The 17,732-nt window shown below is 67.6% G+C and carries 13 protein-coding genes and 1 riboswitch; of the genes, 5 read left to right on the forward strand and 8 right to left on the reverse strand.

Features of this window, described 5'->3' with window-relative positions:
* The first annotated feature begins 115 nt into the window (after window positions 1-115).
* Window positions 116-2,110 carry a M2 family metallopeptidase gene (locus tag OC373_RS04505; protein WP_261997138.1) on the forward strand — a complete coding sequence of 665 codons (1,995 nt, stop codon included), beginning with the start codon at window positions 116-118 and terminating at the stop codon, window positions 2,108-2,110.
* A gap of 154 nt (window positions 2,111-2,264) precedes the next feature.
* Here the strand turns inward: OC373_RS04505 and OC373_RS04510 are convergent, their stop codons facing one another.
* The 3 genes from OC373_RS04510 to OC373_RS04520 all read right to left on the reverse strand — a co-directional run bounded on the left by OC373_RS04510 (window position 2,265) and on the right by OC373_RS04520 (window position 5,030).
* Entirely contained in the window at window positions 2,265-2,675 is a 411-nt protein-coding gene (locus OC373_RS04510; protein WP_070425682.1) for a hypothetical protein, read from the reverse strand.
* 80 nt (window positions 2,676-2,755) lie between these two features.
* On the reverse strand, window positions 2,756-3,649 hold the full coding sequence (locus OC373_RS04515; RefSeq protein ID WP_261997139.1) for a siderophore-interacting protein: 894 nt from the start codon (window positions 3,647-3,649) through the stop codon (window positions 2,756-2,758).
* A gap of 157 nt (window positions 3,650-3,806) precedes the next feature.
* Window positions 3,807-5,030 (reverse strand): multidrug effflux MFS transporter, encoded by a 1,224-nt coding sequence (locus OC373_RS04520; protein WP_046273972.1) that lies wholly within the window; start codon window positions 5,028-5,030, stop codon window positions 3,807-3,809.
* 293 nt (window positions 5,031-5,323) lie between these two features.
* Window positions 5,324-5,425, forward strand: a riboswitch (glycine riboswitch).
* 97 nt (window positions 5,426-5,522) lie between these two features.
* Here OC373_RS04520 and gcvP point away from each other — a divergent pair.
* Complete coding sequence (gcvP, locus tag OC373_RS04525; protein WP_261997140.1) at window positions 5,523-8,393, forward strand: aminomethyl-transferring glycine dehydrogenase; 2,871 nt, start codon at window positions 5,523-5,525, stop codon at window positions 8,391-8,393.
* 173 nt (window positions 8,394-8,566) lie between these two features.
* On the opposite strand, the gene OC373_RS04530 is transcribed toward gcvP, so the two are convergent.
* A complete protein-coding gene (locus tag OC373_RS04530; RefSeq protein ID WP_167390317.1) occupies window positions 8,567-9,967 on the reverse strand; it encodes an amino acid permease in 1,401 nt (466 codons plus the stop codon).
* Window positions 9,968-10,042: 75 nt separating this feature from the next.
* Window positions 10,043-10,753 carry an AraC family transcriptional regulator gene (locus tag OC373_RS04535; protein WP_019183477.1) on the reverse strand — a complete coding sequence of 237 codons (711 nt, stop codon included), beginning with the start codon at window positions 10,751-10,753 and terminating at the stop codon, window positions 10,043-10,045.
* A gap of 182 nt (window positions 10,754-10,935) precedes the next feature.
* Between OC373_RS04535 and OC373_RS04540 the strand changes: the two genes are divergently transcribed.
* Window positions 10,936-13,026 (forward strand): catalase, encoded by a 2,091-nt coding sequence (locus OC373_RS04540; RefSeq protein ID WP_019183478.1) that lies wholly within the window; start codon window positions 10,936-10,938, stop codon window positions 13,024-13,026.
* A gap of 36 nt (window positions 13,027-13,062) precedes the next feature.
* A complete protein-coding gene (locus OC373_RS04545; protein WP_070425685.1) occupies window positions 13,063-13,548 on the forward strand; it encodes a HupB in 486 nt (161 codons plus the stop codon).
* A 26-nt stretch (window positions 13,549-13,574) separates the two neighbouring features.
* Here the strand turns inward: OC373_RS04545 and OC373_RS04550 are convergent, their stop codons facing one another.
* From OC373_RS04550 to OC373_RS04560, 3 genes are read right to left on the reverse strand one after another with little or no spacing between them, the layout of a single operon-like run.
* Window positions 13,575-14,840 carry a HAMP domain-containing sensor histidine kinase gene (locus OC373_RS04550; protein ID WP_261997141.1) on the reverse strand — a complete coding sequence of 422 codons (1,266 nt, stop codon included), beginning with the start codon at window positions 14,838-14,840 and terminating at the stop codon, window positions 13,575-13,577.
* Window positions 14,837-15,523, reverse strand: a complete 687-nt coding sequence (locus OC373_RS04555; RefSeq protein ID WP_261997142.1) for a response regulator transcription factor — start codon at window positions 15,521-15,523, stop codon at window positions 14,837-14,839. The genes OC373_RS04550 and OC373_RS04555 overlap by 4 nt, the downstream gene beginning before the upstream one ends.
* A gap of 3 nt (window positions 15,524-15,526) precedes the next feature.
* On the reverse strand, window positions 15,527-16,654 hold the full coding sequence (locus tag OC373_RS04560) for a DJ-1/PfpI family protein (RefSeq protein ID WP_261997143.1): 1,128 nt from the start codon (window positions 16,652-16,654) through the stop codon (window positions 15,527-15,529).
* 190 nt (window positions 16,655-16,844) lie between these two features.
* Between OC373_RS04560 and OC373_RS04565 the strand changes: the two genes are divergently transcribed.
* Complete coding sequence (locus OC373_RS04565; RefSeq protein WP_070425688.1) at window positions 16,845-17,705, forward strand: PA4780 family RIO1-like protein kinase; 861 nt, start codon at window positions 16,845-16,847, stop codon at window positions 17,703-17,705.
* Window positions 17,706-17,732 lie beyond the last annotated feature (27 nt).

Raw genomic sequence — 17,732 nt, forward strand, 5'->3', positions numbered from 1 at the left:
GCATCGCCGTTGACGTTGGCGGTGCCAATCGAACCGCCTGTGCTGCCCTGCCCCTTGCGGTGCGCCCGGCGCTTCACTAGCCTTCGCCGGTCTGACACCACCCAAGGATGTGCCCGTGAACCACCGCCCGCTCCTGCTGGCCCTGGCAGTCAGTGCTGCCGCACTGACGCTGGCGGCCTGCCAGAAGGAACCGTCCCCCGCCGATGCACCGGCCACGGGCACCACCCAGTCCAAGGAAACCGCGGACCAGTTCATCGCCCGCGTCAACGCCGAGTACAAGGCCATGTACCCGGAAATGACCTCGGCGCAGTGGCTGTCGTCGACCTACATCAACGACGATTCCGAGCGCGTCGCGGCCAAGGCCAATGAACGCTGGCTCACCGTCCTCAACGGCTGGATCGCCCAGGCCGGCCAGTACGACGGCCAGCCCATGAGCGAAGACACCAAGCGCCAGATCCACCTGCTCAAGCTGATGACCTCCATGCCCGCCCCGCGCGACCCGGCCAAGCTCTCCGAGCTGACCCGCATCGCCAGCCGCATGGAGGGCGCCTACGGCTCCGGCATGTACTGCACCGACGAGGCCAACCCGCAGAGCTGCCGCCAGCTGGGCGATCTGGAACAGGTGCTCGCGCGCAGCCGCGACTACGACAAGCAGCTCGACGCCTGGCAGGGCTGGCATGGCACCACCAAGCCGATGCGCGCCGACTACGAGCGCTTCGTCAGCCTGGTCAACGAAGGCGCCAAGGAAATGGGCTTCGCCGATGCCGGCCAGATGTGGCGCAGCGGCTATGACATGCCCGCCGACCAGATCGGCCCGGAAACCGACCGGCTGTGGGACCAGGTCAAGCCGATGTACGAGCAGCTGCACTGCTACGCGCGCACCAAGCTCGACGGCACGTACGGCAAGGACAAGGCCGAGGTCAACGGTGGCCTGATCGCCGCACACCTCACCGGCAACATGTGGCAGCAGGACTGGTCCAATCTGTGGGACCAGCTGGAACCGTATCCCGGTGCCGGCAACCTGGACATCACCGCCGCGCTGGAAAAGCAGTACCAGAGCAACCTGAGTGGTGCCCTGGCCAAGGCCGGCAGCGGCGCGAACGTGGAAGCGCTGTACAAGGCGCAGCGTGAGGCCGAACTGCGTACCGCCAAGCAGATGACCGAGCGCGCGCAGGACTTCTACGTCTCGCTCGGCATGCCGGCCCTGCCCAAATCGTATTGGGACAAGACCCAGTTCATCAAGCCGCTGGACCGTGACGTGGTCTGCCACGCCAGCGCGTGGGACATGAACATGGACGGCGACGTGCGCACCAAGATGTGCATCAAGCCCAACGAAGAGAACTTCACCACGATCTACCACGAGCTGGGCCACATCTATTACGACCTGGCCTACAACCCGCTGCCGCCGTTGTTCCAGGGCGGTGCCAACGATGGCTTCCACGAAGCGATCGGCGACACCATCGTGCTGGCGATGACCCCGCAGTACCTCAACTCGATCGGCCTGGTGGACACGCCGCAGGAAAGCCGTGAGGCGACCATCAACGCGCAGATGCGCATGGCCCTGAGCGGCGTGTCGTTCCTGCCGTTCGGCCTGATGATCGATCGCTGGCGCTGGGGCGTGTTCGACGGCTCGATCACCCCGGACCACTACAACCAGGCGTGGTGGGACCTGAAGGCCAAGTACCAGGGCGTGGCCCCGGCCAGCGCGCGCGGTGAGGAATTCTTCGACGCGGGCGCCAAGTACCACGTGCCGGGCAACACCCCGTACACCCGCTACTTCCTGGCGCGCATCCTGCAGTTCCAGTTCTACAAGGGCCTGTGCGATGCCTCCGGTTACAAGGGGCCGCTGCACCAGTGCAGCTTCTACGGCAACAAGGAAGCCGGCCAGAAGTTCTGGGCGATGCTGAGCAAGGGCGCCAGCCAGCCGTGGCAGGCGACGCTGAAGGAAATCACCGGTGGCGACAAGCTCGATGCCGGCCCGATGATCGAGTACTTCACCCCGGTCAACGAATGGCTCAAGCAGCAGAACCAGGGCCAGATGTGTGGCTGGCAGGTGCCGGCGGCTACCGCTGCGGCGGCGCCGGCTGCAGCCGCACCTGCGGCCCACTGACCGGTCGCGCTGGCCGGTCGCGCTGGCCGCTGGTCCGCGCACCATGGCAAACGAAAAAGCCGGCCCTCGGGCCGGCTTTTTCATGGGAACCGATCGGTGCGCTTTGCCGGGCAACGCGCCGCCGACCAGCAGCAGCCCCTGCGCGGCACCGCCATCACTCGGCCGGTGCATCCCCCTGGCGGGCACGCGGCTTCAGGCTCGCGGCCAGTTCCACCTTGAACTGGTCGAAGTCCATGCCGTCGGCCTTGGCCTCGGCATGCGCGGCATCCTTGAGCGCATCCGAATAGACCAGGCGCACCGGCGTGCCCTGGCGTTCGTGCAGTTCGGCGGCCTGCATGATCAGGGCCAGCACCCGCGCCGCGCTGGGGGTCTGGCCGGCAATGCGGCCATCCATGCCCAGCACCCACTCGCCATCGCGGCGGACGATACCGGCCAGCAGCGTGCGCTGCTGGTCACGCAGCTCGGCATGCGGCTCAACCGGCGTGGCGTTGGCCTGCTCGCGGTTGGCGGCCTGGGTTTCGCGGCGCCGGCGGATGTCGCGGCGCAGTTTGGAGGTGGTCGACATGGGGAAATCCGGACTGCGGCAAAGCGCCAAGGATACCGCACGGGCCTTGGCGGGCCCGTGCTGGAGCCTGCGTGGCCAGTTCAATCGAGGACTTTTCCGCGCCGCCAATAGCCCATGAAGGTGATGGCCCGACGGTCGATCCCGCATGTCTTCACCAGATGCCGGCGGATCGCCATGACTGCCCCGGCTTCACCGGCGACCCAGGCATACAGCCCGTCCTGCTCGGCGCTGGCCTGCTCCCACAGGATGTCCTGGTCGATGTCGATCTCGGCCAGGGGCTGCTCACCGCCACCGATGCCGGACGGGCCGATCCGCGCCCGCACCGCGTCCTGCAGCCGCTGGCCATGCGCGGCGCCCTCGCGCGCGAGCCAGAACAGCTGCGCACCAAGCGGTGCCTGCAGCGGCAGCACATCCGCCTCGTGCTCGACCTCCAGGAAGGCCTGCACTTCCGGCGGCTGCGGCCACTGGGCCAGCGCCTCCAGAATGCCGGCCACGGCCGGCAGCGCGGTGTCGTCGGCGACCAGCAGCACCCGCTTCACCTGCGCCGGCGGTTTCCACTCGTACCCTTCGCTGCTGGCCTCGACCTGCGCGTCCGGCGCCAGCAGGCCGACCCGATCACCGACGCGCGCCTGCATGGCCCAGCGCGAGGCGGGCCCGGTCGGGCCATGCAGCACGAAATCGACATCGACCTCGCCGGCGTCAGGGCGCAGCGCGCGGAGGGTGTAGGTGCGCATCGGCGCACGCTCGGTATCGGGCAGCGCGCGATAACGTGCGTACCAGTCCTCGCCTTGCGGCACCTCCGGTGCTGCCTGGCCGGGCAATGGGAAGAACACTTTGATGCGCTGGTCCGGTCCCTCGGTCTTCATGTTGGCCACGTCGGGCGCGGCGAAGACCATGCGGATCAGCGAGGGGGAGAGAACCGTGCGCTGCTTCAGCGCGACGTCGAACAGGCGGTAGGTCTGCTGTGCAGCCATGCAATCACCCTGGGTTGCGGCGGACATGGGGTCCGCAGGGGAGCGTAGTGGCTGTCGTGATGCACGAACTGGCTGGCGAGCGAACAGGATACGCCGCGGCGAGGCGTAGACAACGGCGCCACGCCTGCATTCTGTGCAGGCGGGGCGTGCGTGTGGCTCACTCGATCGGCGTGAGCAGGTCGCGGCGGCGTTCGCAGTGCCGCTCCCAGTACCAGAAGCTGCCGCCGATGGCGAAGAAGCCTGCGTAGCCCAGGGCCAGATGCAGCGGGTTGCTGCTGAGCATCGGCGAGACCACGCCGGCCACCACGGTGTTGATCATCAGCTGGATGAACATCTGCATGGACGAGGCCAGGCCGCGCTGATGCGGATACATGTCCAGCACGGCCAACGCCAGGATCGGGAAGATCAGCGCCATGCCGACACCGCCAAGGAAGATCGGCATCACTGCCCACGGCAGCGCGATCTGCGGCACCGACACCACGTAACCGACGTTCAACAGCGCCGAGACCGCACACAGCCCGAACCCGATCGCGATCTGCCGCTGCGCGGTGAGCCGGCCCGCCATCCGACCGGACAGGAACGAGCCCATGGTCATGCCGCCGATGGTGGGGATGAACAACCACGCAAAGCCGCCCTCGCCCAGTTGCAGATGCTGCATCACGAACACCGGCGCGGACGCGATGTACAGGAAGATGCCGGAGAAGTTGAAGGCACCGGCCGCGGCCAGACGGAGCAGGCGCGGGTTGGAGCCCATGCGGGCATAGCTGCGCAGCAGCGCGCGCATCGACAGCGGCGTGCGGGCCTCGACCGGATGGGTTTCGGGCAGCCACTTGCCGGTGGCCAGCAGCAGCACCACGCCGAACAGCACCAGGAACCAGAAAATCAGCGGCCAGTCGCCGCCACCGAGCAGGATCCAACCGCCGATGATCGGCGCGATCGCCGGCGCGACGCCGAAGATCATCGAGACCTGGCTCATCAACCGCTGCGCGTCGGCACCGTGGTACAGATCACGGATCACCGCACGGCCGACGATCACGCCGACGCCGGCGGTCACGCCCTGCAGGGCACGGAACACCAGCAGCGTGGTCATGTCACGTGAGAGCGCACACCCGATCGAGGCGCCGATGAACAGCACCAGCCCGCCGATGATCACCCGGCGCCGGCCGAACGCATCCGACAGCGGGCCGTGCGCCAGGCTCATCAACCCGTAGAACAGCAGGTACACGCTGATGGTCTGCTGTACCGCGACCTGGTCCACCTGCATGCGGTCGCCCAGCAGCAGGAACGCCGGGAAAATGGTGTCGATCGAGAACGGACCGAACATCGCCAGGCCTGCGAGCAGCAGGGCCAGGCGGCGGGTCGAGGGCGAGGCGGGCGTCATGCGGGCTTCCGTCAGCGGCCATGCGCAATGCACGGCGGGCGCCAGCCCGGAACGGGCGGCGCCAGATGAATACGAGGATCCGGTGATCATAGGCCTTTGCCGCCCCCGGCACCATGGCCAGGCGCGGTTTCCGGGGTCCGTGCGTCCCCGTATTCAGGTGCTGGAAAGGCCCAGCGAGTGGAAGCGCTGGGCTATAATCGCCGGGCTACATGGTGGGAGAAGCGGCGCTTTGTTTTGAAGCACCCGCTGCCGAAGGCGCAACGCCCGTAATCGCTCAGGCCCGATACCACCCGTACCAAAACTCTGGAGAGACCGGCGAGTGCCGGCGCCGAAGGGGCACGAAGCACGCCGATGCGCGCTTTTAAACTCTCAGGCAAAAGGACAGAGGGGCACTCAGGAAGACCGCAAGGTCCGGTGGATCGCTGTCGCCCGCGACGCGCCCTGGCCCGGCCGCCTTCCGAACGTGCGTGCCCACTCTCCGAGATGCCAGCCATGTCCCAGAACACCCCCTCCCTGCGCGAGCTTGAACACAGCCACGCGTTCGTCGAACGCCACATCGGCCCCAACGACGCCGAAATCGCGCAGATGCTCGACGTGGTCGGCCACGCCTCGCTGGATGCGCTGACCGATGCGATCGTCCCGGCCGGGATCAAGTCGCCGGCCCCGCTGGACCTGCCCGAGTCGCTGACCGAAGTGCAGGCACTGGCCAAGATCCGCGCCATCGCTGACAAGAACCAGGTGTTCCGCACCTTCATCGGCCAGGGCTACTACGGCACGCTCACCCCGAACGTCATCCTGCGCAACGTGCTGGAAAACCCGGCGTGGTACACCGCCTACACCCCGTACCAGGCCGAGATCTCGCAGGGCCGCATGGAAGCGCTGATCAACTTCCAGACCCTGTGCGCCGACCTGACCGGCATGGAGATCGCCAACGCCTCGCTGCTCGATGAAGCCACCGCCGCCGCCGAAGCGATGACGCTGGCCAAGCGCTCGGCCAAGAGCAAGTCCGACACCTTCTTCGTGCACGACGCGGTGCACCCGCAGACGCTGGAACTGCTGCGCACCCGTGCCGAGCCGATGGGCATCGTGCTGCGCGTGGGCACCCCGGCCGAGGCGATGGAAGCCGAAGCCTACGGCGTGCTGCTGCAGTATCCGGACACCTTTGGCCATATCGGCGACTACAAGGCGCTGGCCGATGCCGTGCACGCGCGCGGCGGCCTGGTCGCGGTGGCCACCGACCTGCTCGCACTGACCCTGATCGCCGCCCCCGGCGAATGGGGCGCGGACATCGTGGTCGGCAACTCGCAGCGCTTCGGCGTGCCGTTCGGCTTCGGCGGCCCGCATGCCGCCTTCATGGCCTGCCGCGATGCGTACAAGCGCTCGATGCCGGGCCGCCTGATCGGTGTCTCGGTCGATGCGCAGGGCAATGCCGCCTACCGCCTGACCCTGCAGACCCGCGAGCAGCACATCCGCCGCGAGAAGGCGACCTCCAACATCTGTACCGCCCAGGTGCTGCTGGCGGTGATGGCGTCGATGTATGCGGTGTACCACGGTCCGGAAGGGCTGACCCGCATCGCCCGCCGCACCCATCGCCTGGCCGCGATCCTGGCCAGTGCGCTGCGCGCTGCCGGCGTCAACGTGGGCGAGCACTTCTTCGACACCCTGCACGTCAAGGATGTCGATGCCAAGGCGATCCACGCCAAGGCCGCCGCGGCGCGCATCAACCTGCGCGCGATCGACAGCGACGCGGTCGGCATCAGCCTGGATGAAACCACCACCCGCGCCGACATCGTCGCGCTCGGCCAGCTGTTTGGTGCCACGGTGGATGTCGATGCCCTCGACGCCGCCACCGCCGATGCGCTGCCGGCCGGCCTGGTGCGTACCAGCGAATTCCTGACCCACCCGGTGTTCAACACCCACCACAGCGAGCACGAACTGCTGCGTTACCTGCGTTCGCTGGCGGACAAGGACCTGGCGATGGATCGCACCATGATCCCGCTGGGCAGCTGCACCATGAAGCTCAACGCCACCGCCGAGATGATTCCGGTGACCTGGCCGGAGTTCGCCAACATCCATCCGCTGGCCCCGGCCGACCAGGCCACCGGCTACAAGGAACTGATCGACGGCCTGGAAGCGATGCTGGTGGAATGCACCGGCTATGACGCGGTCAGCCTGCAGCCGAACTCCGGCGCGCAGGGCGAGTACGCCGGCCTGCTGGCGATCCGCGCCTACCACCGCTCGCGCGGCGAAGGCCATCGCGACGTCTGCCTGATCCCGGATTCGGCGCACGGCACCAACCCGGCCTCGGCACAGATGTGCGGCATGAAGGTCGTGGTGACCAAGACCGATGCCAACGGCAACGTCGACCTGGACGACATCCGCGTCAACGCGGAGAAGTACAGCGACCGCCTGGCCGCGCTGATGATCACCTATCCCTCCACGCACGGCGTGTTCGAGGAAGAAGTGGTGGAAATCTGCGAGATCGTGCACAAGCACGGCGGCCAGGTGTACACCGACGGCGCCAACATGAACGCCCTGGTCGGCGTGGCCAAGCCCGGCAAGTGGGGCTCGGACGTGTCGCACCTGAACCTGCACAAGACCTTCTGCATTCCGCACGGCGGCGGCGGCCCGGGCGTGGGCCCGTGTGCGGTCAAGTCGCACCTCGCCCCGTTCCTGCCGAAGGTGCTTGGCGGCGAAGGCGATGTGGGCATGGTCAGCGCGGCCAGCTTCGGCAGCGCCTCGATCCTGCCGATCAGCTGGATGTACATCACGCTGATGGGCACCGCCGGCCTGCGCAAGGCGACCCAGGTCGCCCTGCTCAACGCCAACTACATCGCCAGGCGCCTGGCCCCGCACTTCAAGACCCTGTACACCGGCCGCAACGGCCTGGTGGCGCACGAGTGCATCCTGGACGTGCGTCCGCTGGAGAAGACCTCCGGCATCGGCGCCGAGGACGTGGCCAAGCGCCTGATCGACTTCGGCTTCCACGCCCCGACCCTGAGCTTCCCGGTCGCCGGCACGCTGATGGTGGAGCCGACCGAAAGCGAATCGCTGCACGAACTGGATCGCTTCATCAACGCGATGATCCAGATCCGCGAAGAGATCGCTGCGATCGAAGACGGCCGCCTGGACCGCGAGGACAACCCGCTCAAGCACGCCCCGCATACCGCTGCGGTGGTGTCGGCCAGCGAGTGGGCCCACGCCTACCCGCGCGAGCTGGCGGCCTTCCCGCTGGCCAGCCTGCGCCAGCAGAAGTACTGGCCGCCGGTGGCGCGCGTGGACAACGTGTACGGCGACAAGAACGTGATGTGCGCCTGCATCCCGGTCGATGCGTACAAGGAAGACGAGGGCGTGGAGGTGTAGGTGTCGACCGTTGGTCGGCACGATGCCTGACAGGCGTACCGACCAACGGTCGGTACCTACCTTGATCGGCATGCATCTGGAATGAAAACGGCCCGCATCGCGCGGGCCGTTTTTTGTTGCGTGCCCTTGCGGGGTGTGCCGACCAACGGTCGGCACCCACCACCCGCCCGGGGTCAGTCGGCCCGGCGGCTGGCGCGCACGCGGCGGGCGACTTCGCTGCTGATGGCGATCACCGCCGTCAGCGCGGCCATCGACAGGAACTGCAGGCGCGTGTGCGACTCGGACAGCAGCAGGCCGAAGATCAGCGCCAGCACCCCCAACCCGATCACCGTCAAATATGGATACCCCGCCATTCGGAACGGCAAGCGGGTGCCGTCGCGGTTGGCACGGTGGCGCAGGATCAACTGCGACAGCAGCGAGATGGTCCAGACCAGCAGACACGTCGAACCCACGATGTTGAGCAGTACCGGCAGTACCTTGTCCGGGAACAGCAGCTCCATCACCGTCGCCGCAAAGCCGAAGAGCACGCTGGCCAGCACCGCGATGATCGGCACCTGGCGCGGATCGGTCCAGCCCAGCACGGCCGGCGCCTCGCGACGCTGGGCCAACGAGTACATCATCCGCGACGCGCCGTACAGATTGGCGTTGAGCGCCGACAACAGCGCGATCACCGCGATCAACGTGATCGCCGTGGCTGCGCCAGGAATCTTGGCCGCTTCGAGCACCGCGGCGAACGGCGAGCGGAGGGCCTCGCTGGTCCACGGCACCACCGCGATGATCACGCTCAGCGAGCCGATGTAGAACACCAGGATGCGCCAGGCCACGGTGCGGATCGCGCGGGCGATGCTGCGCTCGGGATCTTCGGTTTCCGCCGCGGCCACCGCCACGATCTCGGTGCCGCCGAAGGCGAACACCACCACCAGCAGCGCCGCGCCGATGCCGGCCAGGCCTTTGGGCATGAAACCGCCGTGCTCGGTGAAGTTGCGCAGGCCAGGCGAGGCCACGTCCGGCAGCCAGCCCATCAGCAGCGCCACGCCGATCAGGATGAAGCCGACGATCGCGGCCACTTTCAGGATCGCGAACCAGAATTCGAACTCGCCGAAGTTCTTCACCCCGAGCAGGTTGATCGCGGTGAAGAACAGCATGAAGGCCAGCGCAGCCATCGGCACCGGGATCGCCGGCCACACCGTGGCGAGCAGGCCAGCCGCACCGACCGCTTCGGCGGCGATCACGATCACCAGCTGCACCCACCACAGCCAGCCCACCGTGGCACCGGCAGTGGCCCCCATGGCATCAGCGGCGTACACCGAGAACGCGCCGCTGGTCGGCTTGGCTGCGGCCATTTCGCCCAGCGCGTTCATCACGATGATCACCAGCGCGCCGGCCACCAGATACGACAGCAGGACCGCCGGGCCGGCGGCCTGGACGCCCACGCCGGAGCCGAGGAACAGGCCGGCGCCGATCGCGCTGCCCAGGCCCATCATGATCAGCTGGCGGGGCTTGAGCGCGTGCCCGAGGCGGGTATCGGCGGGCGGAGTGGCAGGAGCCGGAGTCTGGGATGCGGGCATCGGAATCGATTGGCGGGCAACAAGTGCGACACCATACCCTGTCGGCCGCGCGGCGGCATAGGCCACAAGCCCCACCCCGCCTCAGGCGGCGGCGCGCTCCCCGATCTGGGCGCGATAGGCCCGGGGCGACAGCCCGACCTCGGCCTTGAACTTGCGGGTGAACGCACTCTGGTCGGTGAAGCCACAGGCCTGCCCGATGCTGGCAATGCTGTCTGGGCCGTGCAGCAGGTGCACCGCCATCTGGATGCGCAGCCGGGTCAGCACCTGCTGCGGGGTCATCTGGAACACCTTGCGGAAGGTGCGCTCCAGCTTGGACAGCGAGAAGCCGGTGATGTCGAGCAGGGTCTGCATGCGCACGTTCTCGGCGTAATGCGCATTCAGATGGGCCAGGGCCAGGCGCAGCTGTTCGTACTGGGTGCCCAGGCTGTCCTTCTGGCCGAGGTCGCGCGAGATGCCGATCAACCCGCGGATCTGCCCATCCACCAGCAGCGGCCGCTTGCAGGTCAGGCACCAGCCCGGCTCGCGGTTGGCGAACAGATGCAGTTCCATGAGGTTCTCGATGACCTTGCCGGCCAGCACCTGCTCGTCCTGGGTGGCGTAATCGGCCCCCAGGCCGGTGGGATAGATCTCCGCCGCGGTCCGCCCGATCACCTCCTTGCGCGACTTCAGCCCCAGCCGGCGCAGCATGGTCTGGTTGATGTGCGTATAGCGCCCGTCGCAGTCCTTCATGAAGAACAGGACGTCGGGGATCGCATCAAACAGGGCTTCGATGTCGGCGGGTTCAACGCGCATGCGGCTGGGAAAGACAGGAGAAGACGCGCCCAAGGATACCTGCCCGCGCGCGCCTCACCCAGCGCCCGGGCGCCGCATGTGAAGCGCGGGTGCAAGCAGCGTCGTGTTTTCGCACCTTCGATTAACGCCCGGCCCGCCAGTGTGAGGTGATCCCCCTTCCCGCCAGCTCCCGGAGTCGCCTCATGGCCGCCAGCAAGAAAAGCACGAAGAACGCCCCCGCACCCGCCACCGATGTCCGCGGCGAAGGGGATGAACTGCACCAGCGCGCGGGCAACGGCCACCCCGGGCTGACCACCAACCAGGGCATTCCGGTCGGTGACAACCAGAACTCGCTGCGCGCCACCCCGCGCGGGCCGACCCTGCTGGAAGACTTCATCCTGCGCGAGAAGATCACCCACTTCGATCACGAGCGCATCCCCGAGCGCATCGTGCATGCCCGCGGCAGCGCGGCGCACGGCTATTTCGAGCTGACCCGCTCGCTTGGCGAGTACACAAGGGCGCGGATCCTCAACGAAGTGGGCGTACGCACCCCGGTGTTCACCCGCTTCTCCACCGTGGCCGGTGGCGCCGGGTCGGTCGACACCCCGCGTGACGTGCGCGGCTTCGCGGTCAAGTTCTATACCAAGGAGGGCAACTGGGACCTGGTCGGCAACAACATCCCGGTGTTCTTCATCCAGGACGCGATCAAGTTCCCCGACCTGATCCACGCGGTGAAGATGGAGCCGGACCGGGCATTCCCGCAGGCAGCCAGCGCGCACGACACCTTCTGGGACTTCGTCTCGCTGATGCCCGAGTCGATGCACATGATCATGTGGGCGATGAGCGACCGCACGATTCCGCGCTCGCTGCGCACCATCGAGGGCTTCGGCATCCACAGCTTCCGCCTGATCAACGATGCCGGCGAGTCGACCTTCGTCAAATTCCACTGGCGGCCGAAGCTGGGCATCCAGTCCACCGTCTGGGACGAGGCGGTGAAGCTGCAGAGCGCGGACAACGACTTCCACCGCCGTGATCTGTTCGAGGCGATCACCACCGGCAACTTCCCCGAGTGGGAACTGGCGGTACAGCTGTTCACCGAGGAACAGGCCGAGGCCTTCCCGTTCGACCATCTGGATTCGACCAAGATCATTCCCGAGTCGCTGGTGCCGCTGACCGTGATCGGGCGCATGGTGCTGGACCGCTGGCCGGACAACTTCTTCGCCGAAACCGAGCAGGTCGCCTACTGCCCGGCCAACGTGCCGCCGGGCATCGACTTCAGCAACGATCCGCTGCTGCAGGGCCGCCTGTTCTCCTACCTGGATACCCAGCTCAGCCGCCTGGGCGGCCCGAACTTCCATCAGATTCCGGTCAATGCGCCCAAGTGCCCCTTCGCCAATCATCAGCGCGACGGGCACATGCAGATGAACATCCCCAAGGGACGGGTCGCCTACGATCCCAGTTCGCTGCAGGGCGACAGCCCGCGCGAGACCGCCGATGGCTTCCCGAGCCACGCCACCGCGCCGGATGACGGCCGCAAGGGGCGCGTGCGGGCAGACAGCTTCGCCGATCACTACAGCCAGGCCCGGATGTTCTTCCGCAGCCTGGAGGCACCGGAACAGGCCCATCTGGCCTCGGCGCTGGTGTTCGAGCTGTCCAAGGTGGAGACGGTCAAGGTGCGCGAGCGCACCGTGAGCCATCTGCGCAACATCGATGAGGCCCTGGCCAAGCGGGTTGCCGATGGTCTGGCGATGCCGGCCCTGCCCGAGCCGGCCGCCACCCAGACCCCGGCGCAGGATTTCCCGAAGGCGCCGGAAGTGCGCATCATCGGCCGCACCAAGGACCTGCTGACCGGTCGCTGCATCGGCATCCTGTTCGACGAGGGCTCCGATGCGGCGCTGATCGCCAACCTGCGCAAGGCGGCCGACAAGGCCGGCGCCAGCGTCAAGCTGGTTGCGCCCAAGATCGGCGGCGCCAGGCTCAGTGACGGCAAGACGCTGGCGGCGGATGGCCAGCTGGCCGGTACGCCGTCGGTGGTCTTCGATGCGGTGGCCGTCGTACTCAGCCCCGAGGCGGCAAAGAAGCTGGGCAAGGAATCGGCCGCAATCGATTTCGTCAGCGATGCCTGGGTCCACCTGAAGGCGATCGCCGCCGATGATGGCGCGCAGGCGCTGTTGAAGATCGCGCGTGTCGGCAACGATGCCGGGGTGGTGGAAGCCGAGGATGCCAAGGCCTTCCTTGCCGCCGCCGCTACGCGGCAGTGGGCCCGCGAACCGAAGGTGCGCACGCTCTCCTGAGCGGCGCCACCTTCGTCACCAGACAGGAGCATGACCATGCCGCGCGGTGATAAATCCAGCTATACCGACAAGCAGAAGCGCAACGCCGAGCACATCGAGGAAAGCGAGAAAGACCAGGGCCGCAGCGAAGCGGCTGCGGAGCGCATCGCCTGGGCCACGGTCAACAAGCAGGATGGTGGCGGGAAGAAGAGCGGTAGTGCGAACAAGACCGCCGCCAAGACCACGAAGACCTCGAAGACCGCGGCGACGAAGAAGGCAGCGGTAAAGAAAACAGCTGCGAAGAAGGCCGCTGCGAAAGCAGCGCCCGCGAAGGCCACCAAGAAGACTGCAAAGAAGACGGCGAAGCAGGCCGCTGAAAAAGCGACGACGAAAACCGCGATCAAGAAAACGGTAAAGAAGGCGACGAAGAAGACCGTCGCCAAGCAGGCCACCGGCAAAGCAGCCTCGAAAACCGCCACCGGGGCGCCGGCGAAAAAGACGGCAGCGACCGGCGCCCGCAAGCGAGCGGCCGGCAAGTCCTGACATACGCGCAGGGCCGGCCGTGCATCTTACTGCACGCTGAAACTGGCGACCGTGGCGTGCTCGGTTCCCTCGATGCGCAGATCGATGGCGAAGCGGTCGCACAGCCGGTGCACGATCGCCAAGCCGAGCCCGAAGCCGGCGCTGCCCTCGCCTTTCGCGAATGGCTGCATGATCGTGTCAGGGTCACCTGCCGGCGCCGTGTTGCGGATGCGCAGTCGTCCAGCCGCCACATCGATGTACACCTCACCCGCCCGGGTATGCGCGAACGCATTGCCGACAAGATTGGCCAGCAGCATGTGCAGCACCGGCCCCGGTACCGGCAGCCTCACGTCGGCTGGCACGTCCACCCGCACCGCCACCGGCTTGCCCTCCAGCAGCACGGCCTGCTCGACCACCACCTGTTCCAGCACCGGCAGCACCGCCAGTGGCGTCGCGTCCTGTTCCACGTTCTCTTCGCGGGCCAGTGTCAGCAGGGTGATGACGGTCTGTTCGAGTTGACGCGCCGAATGCTGGACATGCGCGAGCTGCCGCCGCCCGGCCCCGGACAGGCCAGGTTCGCTGGCCAGCTGTTCGGTGGCACTGCGGATCACCGCCAGGGGCGTGCGCAGCTCATGGCTGGCATCACGGGTAAAGGCATGCTCGCGCGCAATGAAGGCACGCACGCGCCCGCTCAGATTGTCCAGGCCGCGGGCGAGCACGCCGACCTCGTCATCGGGGAAGTCCCCGGCGAACCCCACCGGCAACCTGTCCGGCGCCATGCCGTCGACCAGCGCCGCCAGCTTCGACAAGGGACGCGTGGTCCGTCGCGCCAGCCATGCGCCGGCCAGGATGGCGACCACCACCACGGCCAGCCCGGACCAGACCAGCAGCGCCAGAATCTGGCTGCGCATCGGCCGCACCACCAGCTGCTGGCTGACCTCGGCGACCAGCCATCCCGGTGTACCGGCTCCGCCCGGCGGCAGCGCGCGCAGGTGATAGTGCCGCCCTTCGGTGCCGCCGATCTCGCGGCGCCACGGCTCAGCATCGAAGGTGGCCTTGAGATCCGTGGGGAAGCTGGCAGGGCTGTCATGGACCGCCATGAACGCATTGCGCGGTGGCGACCAGGTCCCACTCGCGGCCCGCTGCTCCAGTTGCTGCTGCGCTTCCTGCTCAAGCATTGCATCGAAGAACCGGTCTTCGACGCTGTACACGAACACCGCCACGTACAGGCCGAACAGGCCGGCCACCGCCAGCGCGAACACCGCGAAGGCCAGCATCAACCGGTTGCGCAGGCGATGCACCCGTGCCGTCATGCGTCGGCCTCCAGCCTGAAGCCGACCTCGTGCACGGTCTTGAGCATCGGCCGGTCGAAGGGCTTGTCCAGCCCCTGTCGCAGCAGATACAGATGCGAGCGCAGCGGATCCGAGGGCGGTGCTTCATCGCCCCAGAGGCGCCGGATCAACTCGCTGCGGGTCACCGTACGCGGCCAGGCTTCGGCAAGCAGCACCAGCAGGCGGTAGGCCGTCTGCGGCAACTCGATCGGCTGCTCACCGCGGTGTACGGTCCCGCTGCGGCGGTCGATGCCGAGAGATCCGACGCGCAGCACATGCCCGTCGCGTCGGCCGTGCCGATGGGCCAGGGCCAGGCACCGCGCCAGCAGTTCCTCGCCTGCGAACGGTTTGACCAGGTAATCATCGGCACCGGCCTGGAAGCCGACCAGCTTGTCGGCCAGCGTGTCGCGCGCGGTCAGCATCAGGATCGGGATGTGGCGGTCGGCCTGCTCACGCAGATGGCTGCATACGCGCAGGCCATCCATGCCCGGAAGGGTGAGGTCCAGTACCAGCACATCCGGCGGTTCTTCCAATGCCATCCGCAGGCCACTGCGGCCATCGGCGGCGAAGGCCACGCGATGGCCGCGGGCCTCCAGCAGCGTGGCCATGCCGGTGCGCAGCGCCGGGTTGTCCTCGATCACCAGGATGTGCAGGCCATCGTCCATGGGTCAGCCTTCGATCGTGTCCTTGAGCTGCCTAGCTTCGGCCATGTCCGGGTGGGTTTCCAGCAGTTTGCCGAGTACCGCGCGCGCCTGTGCCACCTCGCCCAGCCGCCAATGCGCCTGTGCGATGCCCAGCGGCAGCTGCGGTTCGCTCATGTACGGGGCGGCCAGCTGCATGATCGACAGCGCATCGCGTACAGCCGCATCGTCCTGCGCGGCCTGCAGCTGGTAGTAGCCGAGCACGCCGATCAGCTGATCGTGATAGCCGGTACGGTTGCTGGCCAGCTCGCGCTTGACCGCCTCGCCTTCACCGGCCAGCAGGCGCTGCACCAGCGCCATGCTGGCCTCATCGCGCCACGGCGTGCGCGCGATCGGCGTGCGGCCGGTGGCCCGCACGATCGCCTCGGCCACGGCCGGTGTCGAATAGGGGTTCTGCCCGGTGATCAGGCGCCCGTCCACCACCAGCTTGGGCATCATCAGCGGCGCCTGCTCCCAGCGCGCGCCACGCTCGCGCAGCGCGGTTTCCAGCAGGAACGGAAACTCCTTCGCCCAGCGCTTGCCGAACACCCCTTCCTCTGCATTGGTGAAGCCGGTCATGCGGCGCCCGGCCACCAGCAGCGATCCGTCCGCCAGCCGCACGTCCACCAGTGCGGCCGGGCCGTGGCAGACCGCCGCGACCACCGCGCCACGGTCGTGCATCGTGCCGAGCAGCCCCCGCAGCGCGGCGTCGGCCGGCAGGTCGAACATCGCGCCCTTGCCACCGACCACGTAGACCGCCGCATAGTCGGCGGCGCTGAGGGTCGCGGTGGCGCGGGTATCGGCCAGCAGTGCGGCCGCGGCCGGATCGGCCAGGACGCGTGCGTTGAAGGGCTCCTCGGCGTTGAACTTGTCGGCCTCGACCGGTCCGCCTTGCGGGCTGGCGACCTGCACGGCCAGGCCGTTGTCGCGGAAGATCAGGTAGGCCTGCGCGAACTCGTCCATCTCGAAGCCGGGACGGGTCTTGCCCTGGTCGCGGCCTTCGCCGCTGACCACGATCAGCACGGTATCGGTGGCCGCGGGGCGGGCATGCACGGTGGAAACGGCCAGCAACATGGCCAGGGCGGCACCGGTGCGGCGCAGCAGGGACAGCATCATGGGCGACACTCCTTGGAAGGTGGCCCCAGCCTGCCGCGCCGATGTGAATCAGATTTCAAGCTGCCACGCACGTACACGCAGCTGAACGACCTCACTGCGCCGGGCCGGGTCGATGGCTCCCCCGGCCCGAAGATGCGAAAATCCCTCCCCCTCCAGGGCAGGCCCCGCGCCAGCCGATTCCCGAGATACCGTGAAGACCCCCCAAGGCTTGCAGGCGCTGATCGACGACGGCGTGATCGATGAAGTGCTCCGCCCGCTCAAGAGCGGCAAGGAAGCAGCGGTATACGTGGTCCGCAGCGGCGACGATGTGCGCTGTGCCAAGGTCTACAAGGACATGGCCCAGCGCAGTTTCCAGCAGCGCGTGCAGTACCAGGAAGGCCGCAAGGTCCGTGGCAGCCGCGAAGCGCGCGCCGTGGGCAAGGCGAGCAATTACGGCCGCAAGCAGCAGGAAGCGGCCTGGAAGAACACCGAGGTCGAAGCGCTGTACCAGCTGCGCGATGCCGGCGTGCGCGTGCCTGAGCCGTACGGCTACTTCCACGGCGTGCTGGTGATGGAGCTGGTCACCGATGCCGAGGGCTATTCCGCCGCGCGCCTGGGCGAGGTCGAGCTCAGTCCTGAACAGGCCCGCGAGTTCCACCGGATCCTGGTCCGCCAGGTGGTGCGGATGCTGTGCTGCGGCCTGATCCACGGCGATCTGTCGCCGTACAACGTGCTGGTCGGCCCGGAAGGCCCGGTGGTGATCGATTTCCCGCAGGTGGTCAGTGCGGCGGGCAACAACGCCGCGCGCACGATGCTGCTGCGCGACGTCAACAACCTCACCGCCTATCTGGGCCGCTGGGCGCCGGAACTGCTGGAGACCTGGTACGGCGAAGAGATGTGGGCGCTGTTCGAGGCCGGCGACCTGCTGCCGGACAGCGTGCTGACCGGCGAATTCGAACAGGATGAAAGCAGCATCGACCTGGATGGCGTACGCCATGCCATCAACGATGCGCGCGAAGAAGCGCTGATCCGCCAGCAGGGTCGCGAGGCGGCGGAAGAGAACGACGACTGAGCCCGTCCGCCGGCGGCGTGGTTCGAC

This window comes from Stenotrophomonas sp. Ste96 (assembly GCF_024519495.1).
In the GTDB taxonomy this organism is placed as follows: domain Bacteria; phylum Pseudomonadota; class Gammaproteobacteria; order Xanthomonadales; family Xanthomonadaceae; genus Stenotrophomonas; species Stenotrophomonas bentonitica_A.